At 66.7% G+C, this 26,715-nt stretch carries 25 protein-coding genes; 12 read left to right on the top strand and 13 right to left on the bottom strand.

Annotation, left to right across the window (positions count from 1 at the left end; all coding sequences use genetic code 11):
* Nucleotides 1-130 precede the first annotated feature (130 nt).
* The 3 genes from ACYQ0R_RS09815 to ACYQ0R_RS09825 all read right to left on the bottom strand — a co-directional run bounded on the left by ACYQ0R_RS09815 (nucleotide 131) and on the right by ACYQ0R_RS09825 (nucleotide 2,341).
* Entirely contained in the window at nucleotides 131-373 is a 243-nt protein-coding gene (locus ACYQ0R_RS09815) for a hypothetical protein (RefSeq protein WP_459823030.1), read from the bottom strand.
* 115 nt (nucleotides 374-488) lie between these two features.
* Nucleotides 489-1,334 carry a CehA/McbA family metallohydrolase gene (locus tag ACYQ0R_RS09820; protein WP_459823033.1) on the bottom strand — a complete coding sequence of 282 codons (846 nt, stop codon included), beginning with the start codon at nucleotides 1,332-1,334 and terminating at the stop codon, nucleotides 489-491.
* Between the two features lie 101 nt (nucleotides 1,335-1,435).
* On the bottom strand, nucleotides 1,436-2,341 hold the full coding sequence (locus ACYQ0R_RS09825) for a cell division protein CdpA domain-containing protein (RefSeq protein WP_459823036.1): 906 nt from the start codon (nucleotides 2,339-2,341) through the stop codon (nucleotides 1,436-1,438).
* Between the two features lie 147 nt (nucleotides 2,342-2,488).
* Here ACYQ0R_RS09825 and ACYQ0R_RS09830 point away from each other — a divergent pair, with 147 nt between their 5' ends.
* The 3 genes from ACYQ0R_RS09830 to ACYQ0R_RS09840 are packed head-to-tail and all read left to right on the top strand — an operon-like array spanning nucleotide 2,489 to nucleotide 3,858.
* Entirely contained in the window at nucleotides 2,489-2,773 is a 285-nt protein-coding gene (locus ACYQ0R_RS09830) for a hypothetical protein (RefSeq protein ID WP_459823039.1), read from the top strand.
* Nucleotide 2,774: 1 nt separating this feature from the next.
* Nucleotides 2,775-3,506 (top strand): Rho termination factor N-terminal domain-containing protein, encoded by a 732-nt coding sequence (locus ACYQ0R_RS09835; RefSeq protein ID WP_459823042.1) that lies wholly within the window; start codon nucleotides 2,775-2,777, stop codon nucleotides 3,504-3,506.
* 19 nt (nucleotides 3,507-3,525) lie between these two features.
* Nucleotides 3,526-3,858 (top strand): hypothetical protein, encoded by a 333-nt coding sequence (locus tag ACYQ0R_RS09840; protein WP_459823045.1) that lies wholly within the window; start codon nucleotides 3,526-3,528, stop codon nucleotides 3,856-3,858.
* 58 nt (nucleotides 3,859-3,916) lie between these two features.
* On the opposite strand, the gene mutL is transcribed toward ACYQ0R_RS09840, so the two are convergent.
* Nucleotides 3,917-5,701, bottom strand: coding sequence for a DNA mismatch repair endonuclease MutL (mutL, locus tag ACYQ0R_RS09845; RefSeq protein WP_459823047.1), 1,785 nt, complete (start codon nucleotides 5,699-5,701; stop codon nucleotides 3,917-3,919).
* A complete protein-coding gene (mutS, locus tag ACYQ0R_RS09850; RefSeq protein ID WP_459823050.1) occupies nucleotides 5,694-8,441 on the bottom strand; it encodes a DNA mismatch repair protein MutS in 2,748 nt (915 codons plus the stop codon). The genes mutL and mutS overlap by 8 nt, the downstream gene beginning before the upstream one ends.
* A gap of 125 nt (nucleotides 8,442-8,566) precedes the next feature.
* Between mutS and ACYQ0R_RS09855 the strand changes: the two genes are divergently transcribed.
* Both ACYQ0R_RS09855 and ACYQ0R_RS09860 read left to right on the top strand, forming a co-directional pair.
* Complete coding sequence (locus ACYQ0R_RS09855; RefSeq protein ID WP_459823053.1) at nucleotides 8,567-9,106, top strand: J domain-containing protein; 540 nt, start codon at nucleotides 8,567-8,569, stop codon at nucleotides 9,104-9,106.
* Nucleotides 9,107-9,415: 309 nt separating this feature from the next.
* A complete protein-coding gene (locus ACYQ0R_RS09860) occupies nucleotides 9,416-10,156 on the top strand; it encodes an SDR family NAD(P)-dependent oxidoreductase (protein WP_459823056.1) in 741 nt (246 codons plus the stop codon).
* 101 nt (nucleotides 10,157-10,257) lie between these two features.
* Here ACYQ0R_RS09860 and ACYQ0R_RS09865 read toward each other — a convergent pair whose 3' ends face one another.
* Nucleotides 10,258-12,120, bottom strand: coding sequence for an acetyl-CoA carboxylase biotin carboxylase subunit (locus ACYQ0R_RS09865; protein ID WP_459823058.1), 1,863 nt, complete (start codon nucleotides 12,118-12,120; stop codon nucleotides 10,258-10,260).
* Nucleotides 12,121-12,283: 163 nt separating this feature from the next.
* Between ACYQ0R_RS09865 and ACYQ0R_RS09870 the strand changes: the two genes are divergently transcribed.
* The 4 genes from ACYQ0R_RS09870 (at nucleotide 12,284) to ACYQ0R_RS09885 (ending at nucleotide 16,105) form a co-directional block, all read left to right on the top strand.
* Entirely contained in the window at nucleotides 12,284-12,562 is a 279-nt protein-coding gene (locus ACYQ0R_RS09870; protein ID WP_459823061.1) for a DUF7987 family protein, read from the top strand.
* Nucleotides 12,559-13,362, top strand: coding sequence for a glycerophosphodiester phosphodiesterase (locus tag ACYQ0R_RS09875; RefSeq protein WP_459823064.1), 804 nt, complete (start codon nucleotides 12,559-12,561; stop codon nucleotides 13,360-13,362). The genes ACYQ0R_RS09870 and ACYQ0R_RS09875 overlap by 4 nt, the downstream gene beginning before the upstream one ends.
* 140 nt (nucleotides 13,363-13,502) lie before the next feature.
* Nucleotides 13,503-14,624, top strand: a complete 1,122-nt coding sequence (locus tag ACYQ0R_RS09880; protein WP_459823067.1) for a tRNA (guanine(26)-N(2))-dimethyltransferase — start codon at nucleotides 13,503-13,505, stop codon at nucleotides 14,622-14,624.
* A 140-nt stretch (nucleotides 14,625-14,764) separates the two neighbouring features.
* Nucleotides 14,765-16,105: a YihY/virulence factor BrkB family protein gene (locus tag ACYQ0R_RS09885; protein WP_459823070.1), complete on the top strand. Its 1,341-nt coding sequence runs from the start codon at nucleotides 14,765-14,767 to the stop codon at nucleotides 16,103-16,105.
* A gap of 166 nt (nucleotides 16,106-16,271) precedes the next feature.
* Here ACYQ0R_RS09885 and ACYQ0R_RS09890 read toward each other — a convergent pair whose 3' ends face one another.
* Nucleotides 16,272-16,649, bottom strand: a complete 378-nt coding sequence (locus ACYQ0R_RS09890; protein WP_459823073.1) for an Hsp20/alpha crystallin family protein — start codon at nucleotides 16,647-16,649, stop codon at nucleotides 16,272-16,274.
* A gap of 175 nt (nucleotides 16,650-16,824) precedes the next feature.
* Here ACYQ0R_RS09890 and ACYQ0R_RS09895 point away from each other — a divergent pair, with 175 nt between their 5' ends.
* The 3 genes from ACYQ0R_RS09895 to ACYQ0R_RS09905 all read left to right on the top strand — a co-directional run bounded on the left by ACYQ0R_RS09895 (nucleotide 16,825) and on the right by ACYQ0R_RS09905 (nucleotide 21,712).
* Nucleotides 16,825-17,274 (top strand): DUF5807 family protein, encoded by a 450-nt coding sequence (locus tag ACYQ0R_RS09895; protein WP_459823076.1) that lies wholly within the window; start codon nucleotides 16,825-16,827, stop codon nucleotides 17,272-17,274.
* Nucleotides 17,275-17,306: 32 nt separating this feature from the next.
* Nucleotides 17,307-20,246: an RtcB family protein gene (locus tag ACYQ0R_RS09900; RefSeq protein ID WP_459823079.1), complete on the top strand. Its 2,940-nt coding sequence runs from the start codon at nucleotides 17,307-17,309 to the stop codon at nucleotides 20,244-20,246.
* 158 nt (nucleotides 20,247-20,404) lie between these two features.
* Nucleotides 20,405-21,712 carry an O-acetylhomoserine aminocarboxypropyltransferase/cysteine synthase family protein gene (locus ACYQ0R_RS09905; protein ID WP_459823082.1) on the top strand — a complete coding sequence of 436 codons (1,308 nt, stop codon included), beginning with the start codon at nucleotides 20,405-20,407 and terminating at the stop codon, nucleotides 21,710-21,712.
* Between the two features lie 81 nt (nucleotides 21,713-21,793).
* Here ACYQ0R_RS09905 and ACYQ0R_RS09910 read toward each other — a convergent pair whose 3' ends face one another.
* From ACYQ0R_RS09910 to ACYQ0R_RS09935, 6 genes are all read right to left on the bottom strand, one after another.
* Nucleotides 21,794-22,042 (bottom strand): glutathione S-transferase N-terminal domain-containing protein, encoded by a 249-nt coding sequence (locus tag ACYQ0R_RS09910; RefSeq protein ID WP_459823085.1) that lies wholly within the window; start codon nucleotides 22,040-22,042, stop codon nucleotides 21,794-21,796.
* Nucleotides 22,043-22,134: 92 nt separating this feature from the next.
* A complete protein-coding gene (locus tag ACYQ0R_RS09915) occupies nucleotides 22,135-22,614 on the bottom strand; it encodes an HNH endonuclease (RefSeq protein WP_459823088.1) in 480 nt (159 codons plus the stop codon).
* 108 nt (nucleotides 22,615-22,722) lie between these two features.
* Nucleotides 22,723-24,153: an NCS2 family permease gene (locus ACYQ0R_RS09920; protein ID WP_459823091.1), complete on the bottom strand. Its 1,431-nt coding sequence runs from the start codon at nucleotides 24,151-24,153 to the stop codon at nucleotides 22,723-22,725.
* A 180-nt stretch (nucleotides 24,154-24,333) separates the two neighbouring features.
* Nucleotides 24,334-25,047 carry a phosphoribosyltransferase family protein gene (locus tag ACYQ0R_RS09925; RefSeq protein ID WP_459823094.1) on the bottom strand — a complete coding sequence of 238 codons (714 nt, stop codon included), beginning with the start codon at nucleotides 25,045-25,047 and terminating at the stop codon, nucleotides 24,334-24,336.
* A gap of 198 nt (nucleotides 25,048-25,245) precedes the next feature.
* Entirely contained in the window at nucleotides 25,246-25,704 is a 459-nt protein-coding gene (locus tag ACYQ0R_RS09930) for a DUF7529 family protein (RefSeq protein ID WP_459823097.1), read from the bottom strand.
* Nucleotides 25,705-25,774: 70 nt separating this feature from the next.
* Complete coding sequence (locus ACYQ0R_RS09935; RefSeq protein ID WP_459823100.1) at nucleotides 25,775-26,617, bottom strand: polyprenyl synthetase family protein; 843 nt, start codon at nucleotides 26,615-26,617, stop codon at nucleotides 25,775-25,777.
* Nucleotides 26,618-26,715: the final 98 nt, after the last annotated feature.

Raw genomic sequence — 26,715 nt, forward strand, 5'->3', positions numbered from 1 at the left:
CTACTCGAACTCACACTGCACAATATACGCCCGAAAATCGATCACCGCGATGGCTGCACTACGCGACTCTGCTGTCGGTGTGTGAACCGTGTTACATGACCCTCGTGGTCGGTCGGCCGGAGGGGCTCGTTCACCGCAACGCCGAGGGGCCACGGCGGAGCGAGTACGCCGCGTACGCGACCACGAGAAGGATGACGGTGAAGATCACTGACCCGAACACCGCGGGCGTCGTCTCCACGATCCCGCCGAGCGGTGCCGTCAGCGCGATGACGCCGCCCGCGAGAACGACGGCGATAAGGATCCCGACCGCGCCGAACGCCTTGAATATCGTGTCGAGGTCAACCCGACCATCGGTGCGTCGTTGGTGGCTCATACCCCTCAGTACGCACGCCGTATAAAACACTGTTGAGGGTATTCCCACTAGGAGAGAACGAAACCACCGCTTCCCACAGCGCCTTGTCATACCGGGACTCGTGTGGTCCGGACGATCAGCGGACCCACGAGAGGATCCGTCCGAGTCGGTGTGCGCTCTGTAACGCGCCGACTCGCGCGGTCGAAGCGGTCCGTACTGCCGCCCACTTGGCAGCCGTCGCGCTCCGGATCGCGCCCGTCTTCGCGTAGTAGCCGGACTTGCGCGCGGCGGCGATCGCGTAGTGTTTCGCCGCCATCGGCACCGGAGCACGCTTGCCGCTCGCGCTCGCGGTCCCTCCACGGATCGCGTCGAGTACGTCGTCGGCGGTGACCTGCTCGACCGTCTCTCGTCCCTCGATCTCCAACTCCGTGAACGCGCGACCGACGTACTCGAGGTTGTGCGCGTCGCTGGCGGCAACGCCGGGATAGCCGTGTTCGTTGGCGAACTTACGCGCGCGACGGTTTCGGTACCCCGTGAACAGCCACGCGTTGAACACCTCAACGGCGTCGACCTCGTCGACCGTCTCCGCCGCATCCGGGTCCGTCACCGGGATGTACTTCCGTCGGACGCCGTGGCGCGACCGCTGGAACGGGTGGGGGACGATTGCAACACCGTCGTGGTCGTGGATCCACGCGACCGTCTCGTCGAACGGCTCGCGGTGTGGCGGCATCGACTCGACGCCGATGGCGAGCAAGTGGCCGTGCGCCGTCGACACCTCGACGCCGGGGATCCCGATCAGTCCGTACTCGTCGGCGATCTCGGCGGCCCGTAGCGACTCGTCCATCACGTCGTGGTCGGTGATCACGACCGCGTCCAGACCGATGTCCGCAGCGTGTTCGAGGATCAACTCGATCGGCTCGTAGCCGTCATAGCTGTCGTCGGAGTGGACGTGCGGGTCGATACGGACGGTGACGGAGGACACGCCGGTGGGTAGTCGCTCCCGATATATAAACACAGCAACATCGTCGCGGAAGAACAAGCGAGGCCGTCGTGGGAGAACAAGCGGGATCGCCGGTCGGAGCGTCAGGTGAACAGTCCCCGGATCCGGTCGACCACGGAGCCATCGTCCTGCTCGGCTTCGGCCTGCTGTTGCTCCCGGAGTTCGCGGAGGGCTGCGGCCTGGTCGTCGGTGCTCTCGCCGCTGGCAGTTTTCTTCTCGCCGCCCTGGAGTCCCTGTAGCTGCGAGACGGCGTCGTTGACGGCACCGGTGGTCGTTCGGGTCTCGGTTGCGGAGCCGGCGAGCTTCTCGCGGTCCACGTCGACGTCGTCGATGGCGGTGGTGTCCAGTTCGAGCCGGCGGGTTTCGCTGCGCTCGACGCCCCCCCACGTCAGCTCGGCGTCGCCGAGCTCTCGTTCGATATCGGCACGGACCTGCTCGTCGGTGACCGTCTCGTCGGTCTCGGCGAGTGCGTCACCCTCGGCGTCTGCAGCTACTCCCGCGGGAGCCGTGCCGGTAGCGCGTTCGACCCGGTGGGCGACGAGCGCCGCGCCGGTCGCGCCGATCACCGCGACGAGACCGACGCTGTAGACGGCGACGCCCTGTGCGCTGTAGTCGGGAGGGGTGACGACGTTCCACTGGTGGGGGTACGCCCACACGAACAGCCCGACTGCAACCAGACAGACTGCGCTTCCGGCGCCGGAGACGTACAGCATTCGCCGGTCGACCGGAAGCAGGACGACGATGGCGGAAAGGAGGGCCGGAAGGCCGATCGCGGACGCGACCACGGCGACTTCGCGGACGGCGTACATCGATTCGGAGTTCGCCGGCAGCGTCGCGCTGTAGAGGAACACCGCAACGCCGACCGCGCCGAGCCCGAGGCCGACGAAAAACAGCCCGAACCCCGCGTACACGTCCACCGTTCGGTCGGGGTCACCGACGTACCGGTGATAGTACGCCAGAAGCGGATTGGTGTCGTTCGACTCGCTCATACGCGAACCTTTCCCCGAACGATAATTATTGTTGTCCCCGACGCCGCCAGTGCCACGGGGTGAAACGACTCCGTGTGCTCATCCGGGCCGACCGTCTCCACCCCCTGTGTTTTTCACCGGTGGCAACGTCGATACATTCGATACACCGTGACGAGTGAGTGTCCTCGCTGTGGCTCGGAGCTGACGACGCTCGCGCTTGCCGACACGGAGGCCGTGGCGTGCGAATCGTGCGGCTACGTCGGCGTCGAAGCCGACCACACCGGTGAGCCTCGTTCCGTCGAGAGCTGGGACGACGCACTCCAGCGGTTCGAGGCGAACTACAGCGCGGAAACCCGGGTGCGTGCGGACGACTCGGGATCCGAGGCCGACTCGGAGCCCGATTCGGACACAGAGACGGCCCCGCCGGAGGAGACGCAGTCAACGGAGGAGTGACATGCCCACGATCGACATTACGGACGACGAACGCGAACGCATCGAACGGCTCCGAGAGGAGATCCAGGACGTCCACGGGGGCCCGTACGCTACCGTCGAGACGTCAGACGTCCTCACGTATCTTCTCGATCTCGCGGACGCCGTCGACGACCCGGAGCGTCAAGCCGCCTCCGACGACCGGAGCGACGACGCGAGCGAAGACGAGGGGTTCCCCCGTGAGCGCCTCCGGGCGCGTCTCGAGGACCGAAACCGAAAACACGCCGATCCGGACGACGAGCCGCGGATGGACCTGTACACCATCGCCGCCGAGTACGACATCGCCGGGCGGAGCGAGATGACGAAAGACGAGCTCGTGGAGGCAGTTCTCGACGTGGCCGAACGACTATACGCGGACCCGTTCGCCCCGGTGGATGTCGAGTTCGACGAAGCGGCCGACACGGACGGCGACGACTCCGAAACCGACGGCGACGACCTCGAAACCGACGGCGACGACCTCGAAACCGACGCGACCGACGCAAACGGAGACGGTAAGACGGACGAGGGAGACGGTGCGGACGCGGCGGACGGCGGATCCGGACAGCTCGACGCGATGTTGAGCCTGCTGGACACGCACGATGATAAGTGGCGGGAGGCCGACGGCGACGCGCGATACGAAGTGGACCTGCCGGACGGAACGACCGAGTCCGCCAGAACGAAAGACGACGTGCGAGCGCTGCTGTTTAAAAACTACTGAGTGAACGACGAACGAACCCATGGGGCTGATCGAACATATTCGGTCGTGGCTCTCCGGACTGACCGGTGATACGGCGTCCGAAACGGCCGAAGCCGAAGGTGAGGAGCGTGATGAGCCCGACGATCCGGAGCCGTCGCTCGACCCGGCGTCGGCGGACGTTACCCGGTCGGAATCGACCGACGAAGCCGTCGATGCGCTTCGATCGGTTCGGCGCACCGCTGCCGAGACGGCGACGGACGAGCCGAACGAAGAGGAGGCAACCGAAAGCGAGGCTAACGGCATCGGAAACGACGGGGGTAGCTCCGGAAACGACGGCGACGCCGGCGAGCACGGAGACGACGGGATGATTTGACGCCCGTCCGGCCCGAATGCGCTTCGAGTGCGATCTGAGCGCGGTTCCAGTCGGCTGCTCACCGGTCTCGACCGAACCCGGTCTCGAACGTCGCCTCCGACAGCGACAACACGGTCGGCCGCCCGTGTGGACAGGCGAACGGCCGCTCGCACTCGCCGAGTCGCTCGAGCAGCGCCCGACGCGCCTCCGCGTCGAGATCGGCGACATCGCCCCGCTTCAGCGACGGATGACACGCAAGGTCGGCGAGCAGCCGCTCGCGAGCGTCCCGCGTCGACTCGCCGGTCGAGAGCGCTGCGAGCGCGTCGCGGAACGCCTCCGCGTCGGCGACGCGCCCGAACGGTGCGGGAACCCGCCGAAGTCGAACCGTGCCGCCGCCGAACGGCTCCGTCTCGAAGCCGAGCGCGGCCAACTCGTCGGTGTGTGCGTCGGTCGCCGCCGACTCGGCCGGCGACAGCGACAGCGTCGCGGGTGGATCGATCTCGGCAGTCGGCAGGGGGTCGTCGTCGAAGGCGCGCCGCAGACGCTCGTAGTTCACTCGCTCGTGGGCGGCGTGGACGTCGACCACGAGCAGCTCCTCGCCCGACTCCACGAGGAGGTACAGGTCGCGGAAGACGCCGAGCGGATCCGCGTCGTCGAACGTCCCCGCTCGTGATCCGTCCGGCTCGCCGACCGGGGCCAACGCGGTGTCGAGATCCGTCGCTACGTCGGCCGATCGCCTGAGATCCGCGCCCGTCAGCGCGTCCGCGACCGCCAACTCGACCGCCTTCGCAACCGCTCCGACGTCGCGGAGACCGACAGCCCGTTTCGCCGGGTGGACGTTCGCGTCGACGCGGTCGGGCGGCACGGAGACGTCGACCGCGGCGACGGGCTCGCGGCCGTCCGGGATCAGTCGTCCGTATCCGGCCCGCACCGAACTCGCGAGCCGATCGTTTCGTATCGGCCGCCCGTTCACCGAGACGCGGACGTGGTCTCTCGACGCGCGCGTGATCGACGGGTACGTCAACACGCCGTCAACGCCGATCGGAGCCCCGTCGCTCCCGCCTGCACTCGTTGACTCCGTCTCGCCGGCATCCGTCGATTCGGTCGCGCTCAGCGTCGTCGATCTGCTCGCCGTCTCTCGGTCGTACACGCCAAACAGCGCGTCGGTGCGGTCGGTTCCGGGGGTAGAAAGCGTCTTCGACCCGTCGTGTTCGAGCGTGAACGCGACGGTCGGATTCGCGAGCGCGTAGTCCGCGACGAGCCGGGAGATCCGACCGAACTCCGTGGCCGGGCCGGACAGCGCCTCCCGTCTCGCCGGCCGGGTCGCGAACAGGTCTCGGACCACGACGGTGGTTCCACGGCCCCGCCCGGCGTCCGTAACCTCCACGTCGCCGGTCGTGATCGCTCCGGCGGGTTCGTCGACCGTCACGCGCGTTCCCACGGCCCCGCCGTCGTTCGTCGTCAGCTCCAGTCGGGCCGCATCCGCGATGGCCGCCAGCGCCTCGCCGCGAAATCCCAACGAGCCGACGCCGACCGGGTCGCCGCCGGGATCGAGTTTGCTCGTCGCGTGTCGCTCGACGGCGAGGCGAGCGTCGGCACGGCCCATTCCGTGTCCGTCGTCGGCGACGCGGATCCGGTCGGTGCCGTCGCCGTCAACCGCGACGTCGACCCGCGAGGCGTTCGCGTCGAGCGCGTTGTCGATCAGCTCCCCGACGACCCGCGCCGGCCGCGTGATCACCTCGCCGGCAGCGATCCGGTCGACGGTGTCCCGGTCAAGTCGGTGGATGCGGTCCGCGGAATCGATCGCTCGGTTCGCGGAGTCGACCGCTCGGTCCTCGTCGTCCCCGGACGCGTGGTCACTCATCGCTGTCGAGGCGGCTGCGGAGGTCGTGGAGCTCGTTCAGTGCCTCTATCGGAGTCATCCGCGCGATATCCAACCGCTCGAGTTCGGCGACGATCTCGTCGCTCCGACGCCGGGTTCCACCCGTTCCGTCGGCGGCGGTATCGGCCCCGGAGTCCGGTTCCGCATCCGGCTCGTCTCCGTTCGCGTCCGCCTCACCGACGAACTCGTGGAGCGATCGGTCGGGGTCGTCTTCGGCCGCTTCGGCGATCAGTTCACGTGCCCGATCGACCACGGTGGTCGGAACGCCGGCCAGCTCCGCCACCTCGACGCCGTACGACGACGAGGACGCACCCGGAACCACCCGATGCAGGAACGTCACCTCGCCGTCCTCGCGGGTCGCGGTGAAATGGAGATTGAAGACGCGCTCGCGCTCTGTCGCCAGATCGGTAAGATCGTGGTAGTGGGTCGCAAACAGCGTCGTCGCTTCCAGTTCGTCGTGGACGAACTCCGCGGCGGCTCTCGCGATGGCGCGACCGTCGGTGGTCGCGGTGCCGCGGCCGACTTCGTCGAGGAGGACGAGCGAATTCGGCCCGGCGTCGTGGAGGATCTCCGTCAGCTCGCTCATCTCGCGCATGAACGTCGACTGGCCGCCCGCGATATCATCGGACGCGCCCACCCGGGTGAACAGACGCTCGAACACCGGGAGTCGAGCCGCCTGCGCGGGGACGAACGAGCCAACCTGCGCGAGCACGGTCGTCAGCGCGACAGCCCGCATGTACGTCGACTTCCCGCTCATGTTCGGGCCCGTGATCATCGCGATCGACCCCCGAGGAACGTCGGCGTCGTTCGGGACGAACGACTCCTCTGTCCGCTCGACGACCGGGTGTCGACCGCCCTCGATCTCGATGCCGACATCGGACTCGTCGAGGAGGTCCGGACGGACGTAGTCGTGTTCGACGGCGACCGTCGCCAGCGAGCAGAGTGCGTCGAGCTCGCCGAGAGCGTCCGCCAGTGCCTGGATGCGCTCCGTCTCCGCCGCGGCGCGGTCGCGGATCTCGACGAACAGCTGGTACTCCAGCGCGTCCGCCCGCTCGGCCGCGCCGACGATCTCCTCCTCGCGCTCCTTTAATTCGGGCGTGACGTAGCGCTCGCTGTTTTTCAGCGTCTGCCGGCGGCGATAGTCGTCCGGCACCTTCCCGAGGTTCGCGTCGGTTACCTCGATGTAGTAGCCGTGGACCTGATTGTGACCGACCGACAGCGAGTCGATCCCCGTCCGCTCCCGCTCGCTCGCCTCCAGATCGGCGATCCATTCGCGACCCATCCGCTCGGTCTCCCGAAGCTCGTCGAGCTTCTCGTCGAACCCCTCGTGGATCACGCCCCCCTCCGTGATCTCCTGTGGGGGGTCGGTCGCGATCGCCTCGTCTATCAGCTCCCGAAGCTCGGTCAGCTCGTCGAGACGATCGCACAGCTCGCGGAGATGCTCCGTCCGCAACGTCTCTTCCCCCGCGAGCGTCCGTTTCAGCGCCGGGACGGTCGAGAGAGTCGCGTACAGCGACCGAAGGTCGCGAGCGTCGGCCCGACCCCGGGAGATCCGGCCGACGAGCCGTTCGAGGTCGTACGCGGCCCCGAGCGCGTCGGCGACCCCCTCGCGGACGAGCGTTCGATCGGCGAGCTCGCCGACCGCGTCGTGTCGCGCTCGGATCGCGTCGGCCTCGACGAGCGGTCGGCGGAGCCAGCGCTCCAAACACCGACGACCGAGCGCGCAGCTCGTCTCGTCGATCGCGTCGAACAGCGTCTCGCTCGCCCCCAGCCCTCGGTTCTCGAACAGCTCGAGGCTCCGGCGTGCGGCGGCGTCGAGCCGGAGGTGGTCGCGCGGATCGTACCGCCGGATCCGCGAGACGTACTCGAGCGGCCCGTCGTCGCCCTGCGTGTACTCCGCGTACGCCAGCACCGCCCCCGCCGCGCGCAGCTCCGCGTCGGTGCCGAACCGACGGTCGGGAGCCGACACGTACGGCTCGAGCTGCGCCATCGCGACGTCACGACCGAACGCCGACGCGTCGTACTCGTGATGGGTCCAGCCCCGATCGGCGTCCGATGGGTCGTATCGCGGCGCGTGCGGCCCCGCGATCAGCTCCGCGGGCTCGATCCGGTCGAGCTCCTCGCCGATCGTGTCGACGCCGCCGGAGGTGACCAGACACTCGCCGGTGCCGACATCGACCGCGGCGAGGCCCACACGATCGGGAGCGTCACGGTCGTCCACATGTACACCGCCCGCGTCCGCGCCGTCCGAGCCCGCGGTGCCACTCCGGTCGCCGGTTACCGCTGCGACGTAGTTCGTGGTGCCGTTCTCGAGGAGGTCGTCATCGACGACCGTCCCGGGGGTGATCACTTCAGTGACCGCGCGGTCGACGAGGCCGGACGCCTGCTCGGCGTCCTCGACCTGGTCGCCGACGGCGACGCGGTACCCTGCGTCGAGCAGCGATTCGAGGTACGGCGCGGCGTTGTCGATCGGAACCCCGGCCATCGGGTACGTGCCCGTTGAATCCGACCGCTCGGTGAGCGTCACTTCGCAGACGCGCGCGACGGTCTCTGCGGCCTCACAGAACGCCTCGTAAAAGTCGCCGACCTGGAACAACACGAGTGCGTCCTCGTGAGCGGCACAGAGGTCTGCGTACTGCGAGAGCATCGGCGTGAGCTCCTCGCGGGCGTCCGCGATCCCCGGCGGGAGCCCCGTCACCGTCTCCCGGTCCGCGGTTGCCATACCCGGTACCGGGTGACGCTGACTCATAAACGGTGCGGACGCGTGGCGGGGCGTCCCCGATTCGCACCGCCGACCCGAACCGGTCGGCCCGTGAGGCTTACATCCACGGCCCACCGATCGATCCCGTGGCGAACCGCACGATCCTCGTCGGCATGGCGGCAACGTTCGTCGGGCTGACGGCGCTGCTCGTCATCGCCGGGATCGTCGTCAACCCCCTCCTGCTAGTCGTTGCCGTCCCGTTCGGCGCGGTCGCGTATCTGCTGTGGTACCACGCAAGCGGGAAGCTCCGCGACCGCGTGCGTCGGGAGGCTGCCGGTGCCGACGCGGCCGAGCGGGCGCGTGCCCGCCAGCGGGCCAGGGCCGCCGAGCATCGACGCGGCGGAGCCAGCGGCACTCGAGCGAACGGAGCCGGGCGATCGGGATCGTCGGGCGGCCCGCGCGACTGGGGCCCGTCGGGTGACCCCCGCGACCGGGCCCCGTCGTCCACGCGAATGTCCGAGCGGGCCGCCTACGAGACGCTCGGACTCGATGCGGCCGCGAGTCAGGACGCAATCAGATCCGCGTACCGCGAGCGTGCGAAGCGCCTCCACCCCGACAGTGACGGTGGCGACGAGGAGGCGTTCAAGGAGTTGAACGAGGCGTACGAGGTCCTGAAGCGTACGTGACTCCGCCCGCACGTCGACAGCTCGCTCTCGGCAACCTCGGGCGTTCCGCGGGGTGACGAGCGGCGTACACTGAAAGGAGTCACATCCGTGCAGTCTGTTACAGCGGATCGAAGCGCTCCCCGACAACGTGGAGTGCAACGTGACCGAAGTCGGCCTGCATCAGCGCCCGATGACGACGCAGTCGGCGCTCATGAGTGGTGATGCGATCACATCCCGAGGGAGAGATTCGATACGTCTCCGACAGTTCCGGGAATGAGTGCACGAACGATGGACGTAACTATTATATATTATGAAATTATAATTAAATATATGGTCGAACTCCAGGAGTCAGTGGTCGTGATCACGGGAGCTGCATCGGGGATGGGTGAAGCGATGGCGCACCGGTTCGCTGCGGAGGGAGCGAACGTGGTTGCGGTCGATATCGATACAGAGAGCGTCGACGATGTCGTGGCTGCCGTCGGTGAGAACGCGATCAGCGTTCACGCTGATATAAGCGATGCTGATAGTACGGACGCAGTTGTCGAAACGGCCGTTGACGAGTTTGGGACGGTCGACGTGCTCTGTAACAACGCCGGCGTGCTCGATGATTTCACGCCAGTCGGTGAGACGTCCGACGAGCTCTGGGACGGGGTGCTCGGAGTGAATCTTGACGGACCGTTCTACCTCACGCGAGCCGCGCTGCCCGAACTGCAGTCGGGCGACGACGAAGGCGTCGTGATAAACACGGCGTCGGTCGCAGGCAAAGCCGGCGACGGTGGCGGTGCAGCGTACACCACATCGAAGCATGGACTGATCGGCCTGACGAAGAATCTAACGACGATGTATGCGCCCGACATCCGCGCCAACGCGATCTGTCCCGGTGCCGTCAAGACGGGGATGACCGAAGGCATGGACGATCAACTGAACGCGTTGGCAGCCGACACACCGGCGAAAGAGCCCGCAGATCCCGAGGAGATCGCCTCGGTCGCGGCCTTCCTTGCGAGCGACGACGCCTCGTTCATCCACGGAGCAGCCATAAACGTGGATGGTGGGATGCTTTCCGACATCTGAACGGGAGTACCCGCACCAAACCGGAGCGTCTTGTCTCCGGTGTTGTCGGAACGTCCGACCACATACGAGAGGGAACCTCGGCGCTCACGCCGAGGGAAATGTCATTCCAGCACGACCAGCACGTCGCCCATGTCGACGCTGTCGCCCTCGGCGACGTGGACTGAAGCGACCGTACCACCCCGCTCGGCGACGATGTCGTTCTCCATTTTCATCGCCTCCAGCACGCAGACGACGTCGCCCGCCGCGACCGCCTCGCCCTCAGCGACGTCGACCGAGAGGATCGTCCCCTGCATCTCCGCCTCGACGGCTTCACCGCCCTCGGCGACGTCGACGCCGCCGGAGCCGCCCGAGTCGTCGCTCGCGGTGGTACCGGAGCCGCCGGTGGCCTGCGGCGGGCGTTGCTGGCGACCGCTCGCGTCGCCCGCTCCGGTCGGGGTCGCCGGCGCGCCGCGCTCCTCGAGTTCGACCTCGAACCGCTTACCGTTTACCTCGACGGTGAACTCGCGTTCGGTCACCTCCTCCTCCTCGTCGCTCGCGGCCGTCTCGGACCCCCAGCGCTCCTGCGCGTCGGCGATCCGGTCGTGGTCCAGCTGCTCGTCGAGATACTTCGTCGTGTGCGTGCCCGCGACGAACCGGTCGTCGTCGAGCATGAGCCGGTGGAACGGGACGATCGTGACGACGCCGTCGAGCTCGTACTCCGCGAGCGCGCGCTTCGACCGCGCGAGACACTCGTCGCGGTCAGCGCCCCACACGATCAGCTTCGCGATCATCGAGTCGTAGTCGGTGACGAGCTCGTCGCCCTGCCGAAGCGCGTCGTCGACGCGGACCCCGATCCCGCCCGGCGGGTCGTACGTCTCCAGCCGCCCCTCGCTGGCCGGCTGGAACTCCGCCGCGGCGTTTTCCGCGTTGATCCGGAACTCGAATGCGTGCCCGTCCAGCTCGACGTCGGACTGCGCGACGGACAGCGTCTCGCCCGCAGCGACCCGGAGCTGCTCTTTCACGATGTCGATCCCCGTCAGCGCTTCCGTCACGGTGTGTTCGACCTGTATTCGTGTGTTCACCTCGAGGAAGTAGAAGTTCGTCTCCGGCCCCAGCGGCTCCTCGGGGTCGCGGTCGGGGTCCTCCTCGACGAGGAACTCGACCGTGCCGGCATTCGTGTAGTCGGCCGCGGCGACCCCCCGACGGGCGGCCTCGCCGATCCGCTCGCGGAGCTCGTCGGAGAGCGCCGGGGAGGGTCCTTCCTCGATCACCTTCTGGTGGCGGCGCTGGAGCGAACAGTCGCGCTCGCCGAGGTGGACGACGGTGCCCGCCTCGTCGGCGACGATCTGTATCTCGACGTGGCGGGGGGTTTCGAGGTAGCGTTCGAGATACACCGAGTCGTTCGAGAAGTACGCCTCACCCTCGCGTTTCGCCGCCGCGAGCTGGTCTTCGACCTCGTCGGCGCTCTCGACGACTTTCATCCCGCGTCCGCCGCCGCCGCCTTCGGCTTTGATCGCGACCGGGTAGCCGTGTTCGTCGCCGAAGTCGGTCACCGCCTCGGGCTCCGTAACCGGCTCGGTCGTCCCCGGGACGATGGGGACGTCGGCGTCAGCCATCACGCGCCGGGCGGCGGTTTTCTCGCCGAGTCGCTCCATCGCGTCGCTCGTGGGTCCAACCCACGTGATATCTTCCGCCGCCTCGACGCGGGCGGCGAACGTGGCGTTCTCGGCGAGGAACCCGTACCCGGGATGGATCGCGTCGGCACCGGCCGAGCGGGCGGCGTCGAGGATCGCCTCGCCGTCGAGGTAGGAGTCGGCTGCACGGGCCGGGCCGACGTTGTACGCCTCGTCGGCGTAGCGGACGTGCCCGCCGTGTTTGTCGGCGTCGCTGTACACGGCGACGGTGTCGACGCCAAGCTCCTCGCAGGCGCGCATCACCCGCACCGCGATCTCCCCGCGGTTCGCGACCAGGACCTTCTCGAACATTCTTACCGGGTGTTTCCACCATGGGATACCTCATTCTGTCGGTCCGGCGTGGAGCCGAGCGTCGTCTCTCGGCCGGGCGTCGTCTCTCGGCCGAGCGTCGTCGACTCCGGGTGATCGCGGTTCTGCCGAGAGCGTTAAGAGGTTTCGCGAGCCAGTTCCCGGTATGCTCTCGGCAGGGAACCCGTACGTGTTGCCGTCGGTGATCGTGGCTGCCGTGGCGTATCTGGCGCTGTCGATCCTGACAGATCTGTCCGTGCTCGTGCGCGTCGGCGTGCTCGTCGGCGTCGGAATCGTGTTCCCGATGGGGTTGAACGCGGTCCTCGGTGGTAGCGGTGACGAGGAGTCGCTGGCCGCGGAGGAGGCCGACGATGGACCGACGGACGCCGACGATGGACCGACGGATCGCAACGAGAGGTCGGATGTTAACGGGGAGGCGACGTGACCGCTGGCGGCGTCGGTTCGGAGGGCGGGCGAGACGGGCGATCAGGCAGTGATCGGGGATCGGCCGCTTCGGGCAGCGATCGGGGATCGGCCTCGCGTGGCGGATCGCGCGACTCGACCGAGCCGTACTGCATCGGCCACCGCGGCTGTCTCGTCGGCGAGCCTGAGAACACGATCCGCTCGGCGCTCGCGGCTGCTCCCCATGTCGACGCCGTCGAGATCGACGTCCGCCGCTGCGGCTCCGGCGATATCGTCGTCGTCCACGACCCGACGCTCGAGCGCGTCTGTGACGCTGACGTTCGCGTCGACCGCTGTACCGTCGACGAGCTTCGGGGGTACGGGGTCGACGGCACCGACGAGCCGATCCCGACGCTGCGGGAACTGCTCGCGGCGCTTCCCGTCGACGTCGACGTCAACGTCGAACTGAAAACGACCGGGCTCGCTGCGGACGTCGCCGAGGCGCTCTCCGCCGTCGACAACGAGGCGTTCGTCTCCTCGTTTTCCGCCCGCGCACTCGCGGAGCTGCGCGACGTCGCACCGGGGATCCGGCGTGGTCTTCTGTATAAGCGATCGTGGGAACGGGCGCTCGTGGCGGCCGATCGGCTGGACTGTGAGCTGTTACACCCGTACGTTGAGGCGGTCGACCGGACGCATCTCCGTGCGGCCGCCGAGGCGGGGTTCACGGTGAACGCGTGGGGCGTGAGCGACAGCGAGACGTACCATCGAATGGTCGATCGCGGCGTCGACGGCGTCATCGTCGACGACTATCAGTGCCTCGTCGACGACGACGCGGATTTATAAAGATACCTGGCGGTGAAGGCGGTCGAGGTGTCGGTGAGAGTCGCTCGAACATCATTCACTCGGCGCTCGCTCGCGGCTTCGCCGCTCGGAGGCGCGAGCGGGAACGCGGTCCTTTTCAGTCGGATCGGCGAACCGTAGGTATGAAGATCGAGGAGGGCGGACTGACCGTGACGGTTCCCGAGGAGCGCGACGGCGCGAGCGAGGGCACCGGCGGCGGGGTGTTTTTCAACCCCACACAGGAGCTGAACCGGGACATCACGGTCGCCGTGTTGCGCGCGTACCGCGACCGTGAGCCTCGCGCCGAGACGTATCTCGACGCGATGGCCGCCTCCGGGATCCGCGGCGTGCGGGCCGCGGCCGAGGGGTACGACGTCACCTGCGCAGACGTCGACTCCGATGCGATCGAGCTCGCCCGCGGGAATCTCGCGGCCAACGATCTTCCGGGCGAGGCGGTCCACCGCGACGTCAACGCCCTGCTGTACGAGTCGGTCTTCGACGTCGTCGATCTGGACCCGTACGGGACGCCGATCCCCTTCGCGGACCCCGCGTTCGCGAACGCGCGGAACCTCGTCTGCGTCACCGCGACCGACACCGCGCCCCTCTGTGGCGCACACCTTAAAAGTGGGATCCGGAAGTACGGCGCGGTGCCGCGCAACACCGACTTCCACCCGGAGATGGGGTTGCGGACGCTGATCTCCGCACTCGCGCGCACCGCCGCACGCTACGACAAGGCCGCTCGCCCGATCTGCTCGCACGTCTCCCGACACTACGCCCGCACGTACCTTGAGCTTGAGTCGGGCGCGCAGGCCGCCGACAGGTGTCTCGAGGAGCTTGGGTACGTCGACGTCTGCGAGGACTGCCTCTGGCGCGAGCCGACCCGAGGGCTGATCGCCGACCCCGCCCACGAGTGTCCGTCGTGTGACGGCGAGCGCGTGCTCACCGCCGGCCCGATCTGGCTCGGACGGACGGCCGAGCCCGGGTTCGTGCGCAACGTTCGCGAGCAGGTCACCGGAGAGATGGGGGAGGCGAAGCGCGCCCGTAAGCTGCTCGACCAGGTCGCCGGCGAGATCGACACGTCGACTCACTACGACCAGCATCGACTGTACAAGCAGTGGAGCGAGCCCGCGATCGGCATCGAGGAGTTCGTCGAGACGCTCCGCGAGGCGGGGTACGAGGCGAGCCGCGCACACTACCGCGGCACGGCCGTCAAAACGAACGCCTCGATCCCCGAAATGCGTGACGCCGTCGTCGACGAGGAGTGAGCACGGAAGTCGATATCGGGGCGATCGCCGCGTCCCGCAGTCGTCACTACCCAGCACATCCCGCAGTCGTCACCACCCAGCCCGCTTCCCGGATCGGGATCACCCGACTCGTTTTGTAGTCGTCGGTCGAACCCGCTCGTGTGACCCGAGCACCGACCTCGGCCGTCGACACCGGCCGACTCGTGGTCGACGCCGCGCTGGACCGGAACGTGACGTTTCTCGCCGCGGGCGTCGCCTACTACGCGTTCGTCTCGCTGATCCCCGCGTTACTCCTCCTCGTCGTCGTCGCGAGCAGCGTCTTCGGCGAGGTGATCGCCGGACAGCTGCTCGCCGCGACCGGCGACTTCCTCACGCCCGCGGGCGAGGAGGCGATAGCGACCGCGGTCGCGTCCGCACAGGGCCGGTCCGGCGCGACCGTGCTCGGCCTCACCGTCCTCGTGTGGTCGACGTTGAAGGTGTTCCGCGGACTCGACACCGCGTTTCTCCAGGTGTACGGCGTCGACGAGCAGGTGACGTTTCTCGAACGGCTCGCGGACGCCGCGAGCGTCGTCGTCGGCATCGGCGTCGGCATCGCAGCGATGGTCGTGGTCGGCACGTTCGTCGCCGCCGTCGACGCGCTCCCGCTCGTCGAGGTCGCGAGCGTGCTCCTCCTGCCGATGCTCCTCACGGTCGTGTTTCTCCCGATGTACTACCTGCTCCCGCATCCGACGGTGAGCGTTCGGGATGCGCTACCCGGGGCGGCGTTCGCCGCGACGGGCTGGACCGTGCTGCAGGCCGGGTTTCAGGTGTACGCCGCGAGCGCGGGGCAGTATCAGGTGTACGGCGTCATCGGCGGGATCCTGCTGCTCGTGACGTGGCTGTACGTCGCCGCGATCGTCGTCGTGCTCGGCGCGGTGGTCAACGTCGTGCTCGCGGGGGATCGATCCTCGCTGGGCGACGACCCCGATACCGAGGGTCGAGTCGCCGAGTTCGGGACCGGCGGCGACCGCGTCGACGAGTCCGGGAGCGTCCGCGACCGGCAGCTACAACACGGACGCGACCGACCCACGGGTATGAACGGAGAGTCGGACCGCGAGGCCGAAAGGGACGAGGAGCGTCCCCGCGGAGCCCCGGACGTGGCCGCTCTGGAGGCGGAGCTCGACCGTCTCCGCGCGGAGTTCGACGAGTTCGAGGAGGACGTGCAGCGCCGCACCGTCGACCGCCCGACGCTCGAATCGGAGCTGAAACGGTACGTCCGCTCGCGGATGCGTCGCGGCCACGCCCGCGGATGGGGGCCGTACCTCGTGCTGTTGTACGGAACGATTCTGACGCTCGGCGCGTTCCGGTTTCTCGACGGACTGTACGCCATCGCCGCGATGATCATCCTCGGTCTGTCGACGCTCGGGCTGTACACCCTGTTTATCATCGTCGGAATCGGCCTCAACCTGCTGGAGACGCCCGGCAAAGCGCTCGACTACGCACGCCGCCGCGGCGACGACTGAGCGATGGACGCCACGGAGTGGGTGTGGATCGAAACGTTCGCGCTCGAATCGACGCGGGCAGTCGGCGAGTTCGCCGTCGAACCGGCGCTTCCGGCCACCGTCGTCCTGCCAACCACGGCATGTCGCTGTGGCGGTGAAACACCGCAGGACGAAAAAACGAGAGCGCTCAGACGACGTCGATGGAGGCGGAGTCGTCGTCGCGGTCGAACTCGACTTCCAGCACGCCGTTGTTGAACGTTGCGCTGCCCGAGTGTTCGTCGACGGGGGCGGGAAGCTCGATGGTCTCGTCGTACTCACGTCGGTCGGACGCCGCGGAAACGGTGAGCGACTCACCGTCACACTGCACGGAGAGTTGCTCTTTGGAGACGGCCGGAAGGTCGGCGACGACGCGAACGGTCTCGTCCGTCGCGTACGCGTCGACGTGCGTCTCCGATGCGAATCCGGCGTCGTCGCTCGTCGGCTGGCCGCTCGCCATCTCGTTCATCATCCGTTCGATCTCCTCAAAGAAATCGCCGAACGGATCGTCACGGTCGTCTCTGTCCATGCACGACGTGATGACCGTCATCCCGATAAGCCTTCTGTCCATGCACGTTCTCGCCGAAACCCGGGCGCGTGCAAGGCGAAACCCGGGCGCGTGCAAGGCGAAACCCGGGCGCGTGCAAGGAGCGTCTCCGACGCCAACACGGTCGCTTTTTAGGTCTCACCCGTCTGTGACCTCCATGAGCAAGCTCGACGAGTTCCTCGCAGGCGATCGCCTCGACGACGTCGTCCTCTTTATCAGCGACGCGTCTCTCGACGACGACTCCCGGCTTCGGAACGTCGGTTCCGAAACCGACGCCGGCGTTCGGCTCGTGCTCGACGGTGAGACCGGCCGGTCGGCGTTTCAGGCCGGCACCGGAATGGACGCGATGGAGTTCGCCCAGACGGCGATGCGGACCGAGGGGACGATCGCACGAACGCTCGATGACGGCAACTGTCCGTTCGTGGACGACGCGGACCACGAGACGGACGACGAGGACCACTGGGTCCGGTTCGTGTTCGCGTTCGCGGAGGGGAAAAACGAGGCGGTCGGCGGGCTCTACGCCGACGGCGACGTGATCCACGCGTACGCCCACTGTGCTTGCGGAGAAAGCTACTCACAGAAGTGGGTCGTCGGCGACCGGACGTAACGCCCTTCCCCCCTGGTGACGAACCGTCGCGTATGACCACGCGCGAGTTCGACGGGATCCGACTGGAGAAGGTGCGCGAGCACGTCTGGGAGATCCCCCGCGAGGGCGAGATGAACGTCTCGGCGCGAGTGCTCGCCAGCGAGTCGCTGCTCGAGGCGATCGGCGACGACAAAACGCTCCAGCAGTTGCGAAACGCCACCCACCTGCCGGGGATCGTCGAGCCGGCGATCTGCATGCCCGACGGCCACCAGGGGTACGGCTTCCCGGTCGGCGGCGTCGGAGCGATCGACGCCGAGACGGGCTGTATCTCGCCAGGCGCGATCGGCTACGACATCAACTGTCTTGCGGGCGACGCGGAGGTGCTGTTATCACACGGCCGTCGTCGTCGGATCGAGAATCTGTTTGGAGAGTTCGAGGACCGACAGGCAGCTGTTGCCACGGAGGATGGGATCACCGATTCGGATATTCGACTCTTTTCAATGACGGACGACCGTACGGTGTATGAGATCAAAACTCGATCCGGTGACAGGATCACTTCGACGGAGGACCACCCGTTTGATACTCCAGCAGGAATGACGGAGATCTCCGAAGTGGATCCAGGCGAGGAGGTGTTTCTACATCCATTTAAAGGACTACCCGACAACACACCCCCAGAGTTCGTCGTTCTGGACGAAACTGACTTTTCGGGCGAAGACCACCAGTTAGTTCGCGTACTGAAAGAACGCGACCTTTTGCCACTACGATCGACTGATGACGCGTTCCATCGTCTGCTGAAACTCGTCGGGTACCACACCGGTGACGGTTCGTTCGCTGATAGGAGAACCCAATTTTACGGAAAACCAGCTGATCTTCGAACCATTCGTGACGATATTGAGGCACTCGGGTTCACAGCTTCAAAGATTTACGAGCAGGATCGAACCCACGAGATAGACGGTAGAGAGTTCTCACGAACCGAGTATAGCATCTCATCCGGATCGAATGCGTTTAAACAACTGTTACTCCGGCTCGGCGCACCGGATAGCAAAAAGGTCGAATCCAAGCGTACTGTACCGGAGTATCTGGATCATGTGGCGGATTGGCAGCGGGCGTTGTATCTTTCTGCATTCTTCGGTGCCGAGCTGAGCGCACCGGACACCGTGGCGCCGAAGAATTTCTACGCTCCTGCCGTATCTCATAACCGTCTCAGTAGTTGTCGAGATGCTGGTGAAGAGTTCATGTGTGGTCTCATGGAGCAGCTAAACCGGATCGGCATCGAGACCAACTCGCTTGAATTAGTGGAACAGACGGAGACGTCCTCCGGTGAAACCGTTCGTCTCCGGTTTGGGATCAGTTCAAAGCCGGATAATCTAATACGGTTCTTTACTCGAGTGGGATACCGATATGCGAAAGAGAAGCAGAAGCGAGGGCTGCTTGCAGCTCAGTATCTCAAACGGAAACGGGAAGCGATAGAACGACGCGCACGGATCGCCGATGAGGCCAGAGCACTCTCTGATGGAGGTACGGCAACGAAAGAGATCAAAGCCCGGTTCGACGACGTCAACGAGCGCTTCATTGAACGGAGTGTTTACGACCAGCGAAGCGGCCGTCCTCGGCCTCCCCGTGATTTCCCCGATTTCGATGAGTTCTGTGAAGAAGTTACCGTTCGTGATAACCTCACCATGACCTCGGAGGTCTCGAAGATTCTCGAACGGGGCACAATGGATGTGTACGATATCGGCGTGAATCACGACGCCCATAACTTCGTTGCGAACGGGTTCGTCGTTTCTAACTGCGGCGTCCGGATGGTCCGAACGAGTCTGACGTACGACGACGTCCAGGGGCGCGAGCAGGAGCTCGTCGACGCGCTGTTCGAGGCGGTGCCCTCCGGCCTCGGCGGCGGCGGCGTCATCGACGGCGACATCGACGCGCTCGAGGCGGCTCTCGAGCGCGGCGTCGAGTGGGCGGTCGACGCGGGGTACGGGATCGAAAGCGATCTCGCGCACTGTGAGGACGAGGGTCGTCGTCCGGACGCTCGCCCCGAGTACGTCTCGAAGAAGGCGAAGGATCGCGGCCGCAACCAGATGGGGTCGCTCGGCTCCGGCAACCACTTCCTCGAGGTCCAGCGCGTCACGGACGTGTTCGACGAGGCGATCGCCGAGGCGTACGGGCTCTCGGACGGACAGATCGTCGTGTTGATCCACTGTGGGAGCCGCGGGCTCGGCCACCAGACGTGTAACGACTACCTCCGGCGGATCGAACAAGAACACGGCGACCTCCTCGAGTCGCTGCCGGACAAGGAGCTCGCGGCCGCGCCCGCCGGCTCCGAACTCGCAGCCGAGTACTACGGCGCGATGTGTGCGTGTATCAACTTCGCGTGGGTGAACCGCCAGCTCATCACCCATCGAACCCGCGAGGTGTTCGGCGACGTGTTCGACGCCGATCCGATCGCCGACCTCGGCATGGAGCTTCTGTACGACGTGGCACACAACATCGGCAAAAAGGAGAGCCACGACGTTGGCGTCGGCGCCGACGGGCTCCCCGCCAGCGGCGACGACGTCGTCGACCGCGAGGAGCGGACGCTGTACGTCCACCGGAAAGGCGCGACGCGGGCGTTCCCCGCGGGTCACGAGGCGGTGCCGGAGGCGTATCGCGCGGTCGGTCAACCCGTGATCATCCCCGGGAGTATGGGCGCCGGGTCGTACGTGCTCTCCGGGGGTGCGGAGTCGATGCGCGTCTCGTTCGGCTCGACCGCCCACGGAGCCGGACGGCTGATGAGCCGGACGCAGGCGAAACAGGAGTTCTGGGGCGGCGACGTACAGGACGACCTGGCGGAAGGACAGCAGATCTACGTCAAAGCGGAGTCGGGCGCGACGATCGCCGAGGAGGCACCCGGCGTGTACAAGGACGTCGACGAGGTCGTCCGCGTCAGCGACGAACTCGGGATCGGCGATCTCGTCGCCCGGACGTTTCCGGTGTGTAATATAAAAGGCTGAGCTACGCAGGGGACGGAGCGGGCGGAGCATCCAACCGAACCGTCCAGTACGACTATCCCATCCGCCCGTCCGGCTGAACCGGTTGGACTCGATCCGAGGTAGCGGTAGGTGCTGTGCGGGCCGACCGGTTTTAAGCGCTTTCCGGAACCAGTGCCTGTATGGCACCCGAAGACGGTAGCGAGGACCCCCCACAGTTCCGTACGCGAAGCGTGCACGCCGGATCGAACCCCGATCCGACGACGGGCGCGCGAGCGACGCCGATCTATCAGACCACCTCCTACGAGTTCGACGACGCCGACCACGCGGCGCGGCTGTTTGCGCTCGAGGAGGCGGGCAACGTGTACTCGCGGATCATGAACCCGACGAACGCCGCCTTGGAGGAGCGGATCGCCTCCCTCGAGGGGGGTGTCGGCGCGGTCGCCACCTCCTCGGGAATGGCCGCGTTGGATCTCGCGACGTTCATGCTCGCGTCCGCCGGCGACAACGTCGTTACCTCCTCGGCGCTGTACGGCGGGACGTACACGTATCTCACCCACTCAGTCGAGCGCCGCGGGGTCTCGACGCGGTTCGTCGACCCCCTCGATTACGAGGGGTACGAGGACGCGATCGACGAGGACACCGCCTACGTCCATCTCGAGACGATCGGCAACCCCGCGCTCGTGACGCCGGACATCGAGCGAATCGCCGATATCGCCCACGACCACGGCGTGCCGCTTTTCGTCGACAACACGTTCGCGACGCCGTATCTCTGCCGACCGTTCGAGCACGGGGCGGACCTCGTCTGGGAGTCGACGACGAAGTGGCTCACGGGTAACGGAACGACGATCGGCGGCGTCCTCGTCGACGGCGGCTCGTTCCCGTGGGGCGAGTACCCCGAAAAGTTCCCGGAGATCGCCAAGGACAACCCCGCGTATCACGGGATCAACTACGTCGACGCGTTCGGCGACGCGGCGTTCACGTTCGCGGCGGTCACCCGCGGGCTTCGCGATCTGGGCAACCAGCAGGCGCCGTTCGACGCGTGGAACACGCTCCAGCAGACGGAGTCGCTGCCGCTTCGCATGGAACGCCACTGCGAGAACGCACAGGTCGTCGCGGAGTACCTCGACGAACACGACGACGTCGCGTGGGTGAACTATCCCGGGCTGGAACACCACGAGACCCACGAGGAGGCGACGGAGTATCTCGACGGGGGGTACGGCGGCATGATCACGTTCGGGCTGGAGGCCGGCTTCGACGCCGCGAAGGCGACCGTCGAGAACACGGAACTCGCCTCACTGCTCGCGAACGTCGGCGACGCGAAGACGCTCGTTATCCATCCCGCGTCGACGACACACCAGCAGCTTACCGAGGCCGAACAGGAGGCCGCGGGCGTCACCGGTGACATGGTGCGGATCTCCGTCGGCATCGAGGATCCCGCGGACATCGTCGCGGACCTCGAAGCCGCCATCGAGACGGCGACCGAGTGAGGCTGCAACGACAGGGAGAGTCCGGAACAGCGGAGCGAAGTCGGCAGGGCTACGGCTTACAGTCGACGTGACTGACGGTCATCACCCGCCGTACGTCTCCTCGAGATACTCGATGATGTCGTCGCTCTCGGCCATCCCCTCGATCCCGTTCGCCTCGTCGACGAGCACTGGAACGCCGGTCTGGCCGCTGATCTCCCGCACCTCCGTTCGCTGTCCGTGTGACCGCGGCACCGATATCGACTCGTACTCCAGTTCGAGGTCGGCGAGCGTCTCCTTGACCTTCGCGCAGTACGGACAGCCGGCGAGTTCGTAGAGCTTGAGATCGCTCATCACCGTGGATACGGGACACGCGGGTAAAGAACTCGGTGGTCGATGCAGCGATCCCACACGACCGTCTCGGCCTCGCGTCTCCACGGCGGAGCTCAGCCGCTGTGTCGACCGGGACCATCGACCCGCGTTCCGAGCGGTGGTCGCGTCCGATCCCTGGGGATCCGGTCGACGCGATACTCGTGGACGTCGGCGTGGCAGTCGGGACACAGCGTGAGCAGGTTTCGAACGTCGTTCCGCCCGCCGTTGGCCCGCGGGACGACGTGGTGGACCTCCAGCATGCGGGCCGCAGCGTCCTGTATCGACGCGCTCGGAGGGCGCTTCAGGCTTCGCCCCTCTCGGGACCGCCACCGGGTCGCCCCGTCGAGCGTGTCGATCCGTCCGGCCGGACACAGCGCACAGGTGAACGAATCACGCAGCCGGACTCGGGCCTTCAGCTCCCAGCTCGGCTGTGGCGGACGGTACGAGAGCGGCCCGTTCTCGGAGAGCTTCGAGAGGAGTTCGCTCACGGTCAACTGCGGCGGGTCCGGAAGCTCCCGGAGCTTCCACGCGCGGACCACCTCCCATCGCTCCATACCGCAACGAACGTATTCGGCGTGAAAAAGTCGGTCGGATGCGTGCGTCGGGCGAATGGAAGCGTCGGGCGAATGGAAGCGTCGAGCGAACGCGGATCGTGCGCCGCGCTACAGCACGAACCCGCCCGTCTGGAGCAGGTAGTAGCCGATGAGCAGCACGGCAAGGACCCACTGACCGGGATGGACGTCAGCACCTTCGCCCATCGTCGCCTTGATGATCGGGTACGCGATGATGCCCGCCGCGAGCCCGTCGGCGATCGAGTACGCGAGCGGCATCACGAGGATGGTGAGCGCGCCGGAGATCGCCCACGCCGGGTGGTCCCAGTCGATGTCGACGACGCCCTGGAACATCATCACACCCACGACGACCAGCGCGAGGAACGAGGCGTAGTCGGGGAGGATCGGGACGAGCGCAACGAACGGGATCGCGAGGAGGAAACAGCCCGCGACGACGAGCGCGGTGAGCCCCGTGCTGCCGCCCTCCTCGATCCCGGTCGAGGACTCGATGTACGTCGTCACCGTCGAGGTGCCGAGCATCGCGCCGACGGTGGTGCCGACCGCGTCGGCCATCAGCGGCTGGTCCATGTCGGGGAGCTCACCCTCCTCGTCGAGGAAGTCGCCGAACTGCGAGACGCCGATGAGCGTCCCGGCGGTGTCGAAGAAGTCGACGAAGAAGAACGTGAACACGACGAACGTGAACGTCACCGGGTCGATGTCGGCGAGTCCGTCGATGAACGCGCCCGCGAGCGGCGTGAAGTCGAACTGCACCGCCGTGACGAGCGTGACCAGTCCGCCGACGAGCCCCTGCTCGGCGAACGTGCCGTACAGTTGGCCGTCGACGACGTTCTCGGGGCTCGTCAAGCCTGAAAGCGCCACGAGCCAGCCCGCAAGCGCGGTAGTGATGATCCCGATAACGATGGAGCCGGTGACGCCACGCGCCCAGAGAATGAGCGTGAACAGCACGCCGAGCACGCCGAGCAACGCGGCGGGCGTGGCTGCGATGTCGCCGAGCGTGACGAGCGTTCCCTCGTAGCCGACGATCACCTGCATCTCCTGAAGACCGATGAAAAGCAGGAACGCGCCGATACCCGCACCGACCGCGAACTTCACCGGCTCAGGGAACAGGTTGATCACGTACTCGCGAGCGCCGATCGCGGTGAGGATGATGAAGAGGATCCCCTCAACGAAAACGGCCGCGAGGGCGGTCTGCCACGGGATTCCGAGCGCGATGACGACCGTGAACGCGAAGAACGCGTTGAGCCCCATTCCCGGAGCGAGACCGAACGGTCGGTTGGCGTAAAACGCCATTACGACCGTCGCGACGACCGACGCGAGGATCGTCGCCATCGCGATCATCTGGAACACCTGTGTCTGGCTGTACCCCTCGATGGCGATCGCCTCCGAGAGGATCGCGGGATTCACCACGATGATGTACGACATCGCCAGGAACGTCGTCACCCCGGCGATCAACTCCGTGCGGACGTCCGAGCCGTGCGCCCCGACGCCGAACCGTTCGGACAGCGTCTCAGTAAAACCCATTGAACAGGTGTGCGTATCTACGGATCAGTTTATAAGTTTTACTTTCGAGAACCACCAGAGGTACACATATGTGTACATAATACTCGAGATAAAGCCGGTGTTCGCCGTTCAAACTGCTTAAACGTGCATAAAACCAATCCTCGTTGACGTGTTCGACCACGAGGATCGTGTGACCGGGCGCTACTCGAACCGCTCGAGCGCGCCGACCGGTGCGTCCGTGATCTCGCGGGCTCGGCTCATCCCCTCGTCACCGACCGCGATCAGCGTGAACACGCCGGCGATGTCGGCATCTGCCTGTAAGGCGATATCCAGGAGGAGCTCCTGCGTCTCGCCCGACCGGATCAGGTCGTCGACGACGAGCACGGTGTCGCCGGGATCGATAGCTCGTGTGGGGAGATAGTAGGTGAGTTCGATTCCCGACTCGAGTCGCTGGCGGGACTCGATAAACTCCTCGACGGCGGTCTCCTTCGATTTCTTGGCGTAGGCGAGCCGAGCGTCGAAGAAGGAGGCCATCGCCGCGCCGAGCGTGATCCCGTCGGTGGCGGCGGTCAGGACGACGTCGGGCGCGTCGAACGCGAACGTCTCGGCGGCGACCGGCGCGACGAGGTCGAGAAACGACTGGTCGAAGACGACGCCGGAGTTGTCGACGTACCCCTCGTCGTCGAACTCGACGCGTGCGGTGAGCTCGTCCGCCAGCGCGTCGCGACCGACCCCGGACACGACCTCCCGCGCGCGGTCGGTGCCGGGAAGCACGTGACCGTTCACGTAGCGGTTCAGGTCCCCGGCGGGCAGTCCGGTCAACGTCGACAGCTCCTCGTACGTCCGCGTCTCCTTCAGCGTCCGCAACACGGCGACCGCCTGCAGCTGGAGGGCCGCCTTCTCGGCTCGGTTCATACCGATGATCGTGATTGCACAACAATGAATACTCCGAAGTCATTCGTGGAAAAGATACACACGTGTGTGATAACCACTCACGCAAGAGGTGGGTCTGGCGGCCGGACGCAACTGTGGTGGCTATCGCGTTCGACCCACGTCCGACCGCCATCATTGACGGTCACGGCCGACGGCTCGTCCGCCGGTTTCCCGTGTCCCTCACTCGTCGGTGTCAGGATCGAAGAACAGCGCCGGCTCGGTTACCTCCACATCGACGACATCGCGGTCGTCGAGCGGGCGCAGTCGAATGACGAGCGTCCCGGTCGACGTCGCGGTGTGTTCGAGCGGAGCGGCGTCCGGATCCGCGAGGTACGTCGGGACACAGAGCGCGAATCCACCGTCACCGTCCTCGGCGACGACGAGCCGAAACGCCACGCCGCTCTGGCGCGCCGCGTACACCCGGAACGTGTCGACGTCGATGCTCTCCATCCGGTCTCGAAGCTCGTCGAACTCCGGGCCGGGAAGAAGGACGTCGAGCCGCCCGGCGTCGGGCACCGGATTGACGTCGCCCGGATGGACGACGGTCGCCTCCCAACCCCGGTCCCGGTACTCCGCCGCGGTCGCGTCCGCATCGGCCAACACGTCCTCCCACCGCTCGTGCAGCGCGCGCTCTCTCATACGCTTCCACGGGGAGCCGGCCTCCTTAATCGTTCGATGGAGGCCAGTTGCAACACGCCGGGCTCGCTCGTCATCGCTCGCGGACTACGACGAACTCCGCGAGGTCGCGGAGGTACTCGATCGCCTCCGTCTCCGGCGGGTTGGCGTCGGCGAGCGCCGCCAGCGCGAGCTCGGACTGCTCGCGAGCCCGCTCGTTCACTTCCTCAGGGCTCAGCGAGGTCACGCGAACGACCGATGGTCGGTCCATCTCGGCGTCCTGTCCGGTCGGCTTGCCCAGATCGTCGGCGTCGGCGGTGGCGTCGAGCACGTCGTCGCGCATCTGGAACGCGACGCCGACGCGCTCGGCGTACTCCCCGAACGACTCCACGGCCTCGGGATCGGCCCCGCCGGCCACCGCACCGAGCTCCGCGGCGGCCCGGAACAACGCGCCCGTCTTCCGGCGCGCGAGCTCCATGTACTCCGCCTCGGTCGTCGGGTGTGCGGCCAGCTCCGTCGCCTCTCCCTCGCCGAGCTCGACCATCGCCTCGGCGACGATCCGCATCGCTCGCTCGTCAGAGGAGAACAGTGCGAACGCCTCACCCAACAGCCCGTCGCTCGTGATGATCGCCGAGCCGTAGCCGAACTCCGACCACGCCGAAGGGGTCCCGCGACGCACGTCCGATCGATCGATGATGTCGTCGATGACGAGCGAGGCGTTGTGAACGAACTCGATCCCCGCCGCGAAGTCAACCGCGTCCTCGGGGTCGCCGCCGAACGCCTCGCACGCGAGGATCGTTACGGCGGGACGCACTCGCTTGCCGCCGGCGAGGACGACGTGTTCGAGCTCCGCGGACAGCTCGTCGGGCTCGACCGCCTCGATGACCTCCTCGAGCCGCTCGTCGACGAGCGCGACCCGACGCTGCAGATACTCCATCGACTTATAAAACGAGCCGGGCGCGCAAAGGCCTGACGGAACGCACCGTCCGGATCGTTTCAGCAGTTCGATTCGCGTCGACGGCGACCCAGATACTC

The sequence above is a fragment of the Halorubrum luteum genome, assembly GCF_054652935.1.